Annotated in this window: 1 protein-coding gene and 1 pseudogene; both read left to right on the top strand. The window is 64.5% G+C overall.

What is annotated here, in order from left to right; all coding sequences use genetic code 11:
* The coding region (locus tag QMK34_RS47500) for a hypothetical protein (RefSeq protein WP_326421632.1) at positions 1-194 on the top strand (194 nt) is incomplete at its 5' end.
* 204 nt (positions 195-398) lie between these two features.
* Positions 399-1,115, top strand: a pseudogene (locus QMK34_RS47495) (IS3 family transposase); the annotation flags it as partial.
* Positions 1,116-1,120 lie beyond the last annotated feature (5 nt).

The following is a 1,120-nucleotide window of genomic DNA, read 5'->3' as shown; positions in this document are numbered from 1 at the left end:
TCTGGGTCAAAGACGAACGCCGCCGGGCCGGGGCGGCAGAAGCACTCGGAGACGAGCCGCTATCAGCGTCGGAGCGGGCCGAACTGCAGGCGTTGCGGCGACGAGTTGCCGATCAGGACAAGGATATTGCGTTCCTGAAAAAAGCCTCGGCGTACTTTGCCGCGATGCAGAACAACCGAACCGGTTCGAACTGATGTCGAAGTACGCCCCCACGCCCGACGTCATTGCCACCGCCGCCGCAGTGGAGCAGTTCAGCATCACCCGCACGGCCCGGTTGCTGGAGGTATCCACCTCGGGCTACTACGAATGGAGAAGACGCCAAACGGCAGCGGAACTGACCCCTCGGCTGCAGCGTCGCGCTGATCTGGCGGTGAAGATCCCTCGACGCGCACGCCGACTCCGATGGCACGTACGGGTCCCCGAGGATCACCAGTGAGCTGCGAGAACGCGGTGAGGCGGTGACGGAGAAGACCGTCGCGGCGATCATGGCCGAGATCGGCATCGAGGGCATCAGTCCGCGCACTTTCAAAGTCCGCACCACCGTCACCGATCCGACGGCGTCGTTCCGGCCGGACCGGGTGCGGCGCCGCTTCGATCAGGGCCAGGTCGACGCGGTCTGGCTGACCGACATCACCTACCTTACCTGCGGCGAGGGCGATATGTACTTGTGCGCGATCCGAGACGGGCATTCCCGCCGCGTGCTCGGACATGTTGTCGCCGACCATATCGGTGCCGATATGGTCTGCCAGGCCATCGACGCGGCGGTGGCGTGCCGCGGTCGCAGCGTCGCCGGCACCGTGCTGCATTCCGATCGTGGTGGCGAGTTCACCGCGGGATTGACGAAGAAAGCCTGTGCCGCACACAAGTTGAAACGGTCAATGGGTGAAACCGGAGTCTGCTGGGACAACAGCCCTGCGGAATCGTTCTGGTCATCGTTCAAACACGAGCATTACTACCGGCATACCTACGCTACCAAGACCGAACTCGTCGCCGCGCGGTCGTGGGGTTCGTCAAGCGCGAGGCACTCGGCCGCGGCCGTCGCTGATCCACTGATCGGCGTTGCTGCTGCCCGTGACAGGGTTGGGAACGCCACCCGCGGGGCACCCTCCGTGTAGATATG

The sequence above is a fragment of the Amycolatopsis sp. H20-H5 genome (assembly GCF_035828755.1).
Taxonomy (GTDB): Bacteria; Actinomycetota; Actinomycetes; order Mycobacteriales; family Pseudonocardiaceae; genus Amycolatopsis.
The sequence above is the reverse complement of the archived record's forward strand: the minus strand, read 5'-3'. Positions and strand labels throughout refer to the sequence as shown.